The organism is Rhodoplanes roseus (assembly GCF_003258865.1).
GTDB lineage: Bacteria > Pseudomonadota > Alphaproteobacteria > Rhizobiales > Xanthobacteraceae > Rhodoplanes > Rhodoplanes roseus.
Genome location: NZ_NPEX01000563.1, coordinates 1 through 1,379 on the forward strand (window position 1 = coordinate 1; position 1,379 = coordinate 1,379).

The 1,379-nt window shown below is 73.8% G+C and carries 1 protein-coding gene; it reads left to right on the forward strand.

Going from position 1 to position 1,379, the window contains the following annotated elements; all coding sequences use genetic code 11:
• On the forward strand, positions 1 to 1,379 hold a 1,379-nt coding region (locus tag CH341_RS31255; RefSeq protein ID WP_111423590.1), incomplete at both ends, for a serpin family protein.

A 1,379-nucleotide genomic window follows, 5' to 3' on the forward strand; every position in this document is an offset into this window, starting at 1 on the left:
CGCCGGCCGACCGGTCCGACGGCAAGCCCGCGGGTGTCCGTAAACCGAAGAGCACCGAGCGGCCGCCCGGTGCCCCCGCCACGCAGAAGCAGCGCTCCGACAAGCCCGCGGCGCCGCCGACCGGATCGGCCGTGATCGCGATCGATCCCGCCGGCATGCTGGCGGCGCAGTCGCGTCTCGCGGTCCGCCTGGTCGCGGGTCTGCAGACGGAGAAGCCCGACGCCGCCAATCTCGTGGTCTCGCCGGCCAGCCTCGCCATGGTGATGACGCTGATCGATCTCGGCGCCGACGCGCGGATGAAGGCGGCGCTCGCCCGCACGCTCGCCTTCGTGGGTGACGTCCCGGCCGCCAAGCCGGGGCCGCGGGCGGCGGAGAATCAGAAGGGCCGCAAGGGGGACCGCGGCCGCACCGCCGCCGCGTCGCCGCCGGCGCCCGATCTGGCCGGCCTGCGGACCATCGTCTCGACCCTGCAGTCCGACAAGGATCTGGCCGAGGCGCTGTCGGTCGCCAACGCGATCTGGATCGATCCCGCCGCCAAGCCGAAGGACGCGACGCTCGCCGCCGTGACGGCGGCCGGCGGCGAGGTGTTTCGCGAGCCTCTCGGTACGCCGGCAGCCCTCGCGGCGATCAACGGTTGGGTGCGCGAAAAAACCCGCGGCATGATCCCGGCCATGCTGGACCGCGTGCCGGCCGATCCCGGCCTCGTCGCCATCGACGCGCTCTACTTCAAGGATCGCTGGCGCACCGCCTTCGCGGCGAGCCGGACGCGGCCGGCACCGTTCACGCGCCTGGACGGATCCGCCGTCGACGTGCCCATGATGGCCGGCACCATCGAGGCGGCGCCGATGCGCAGCGACGACGATGTGGTCGCCGTCGAGCTCGCCTACACCAATCCGCGCTTCGCCTTGGTGCTGCTCACCAGCAAGGACAAGCCGCGCCGCGCCGCCGATTTCGGAGCCGCGTTGAGGTGGCTCGACGGCCGTGACTTCGCGCCCGCCGCCGTCGACCTCTCGCTGCCGCGCATCAAGCTGGAGGAGCGCGCCGAGCTGCTGCCGGTGCTGGACGCGCTCGGCCTGAAGGAGGCGCGCATGTCGCCGACCGCGCTCGAGGGATTCGGGCCGGGGCAGCGCATCGCCGACGTGATCCAGAAGACGGTGCTGACCATCGACGAGGCCGGCACCGAGGCGGCGGCGGCGACCGCGGTCGTCACGGTCCGCTCGGCGATCCGCACCCAGAATGTCCGCGTCGCGTTCGACAGGCCGTTCTGGTTCGCGCTGCGCGACCGCGACACCGGCATGGTGCTGCTCGCCGGCTATGTCGGCGATCCGGGCCGCGCCATGGCGACGGCGGCCGCGGCGCCCGAGCCGCCGCCGGCCGCG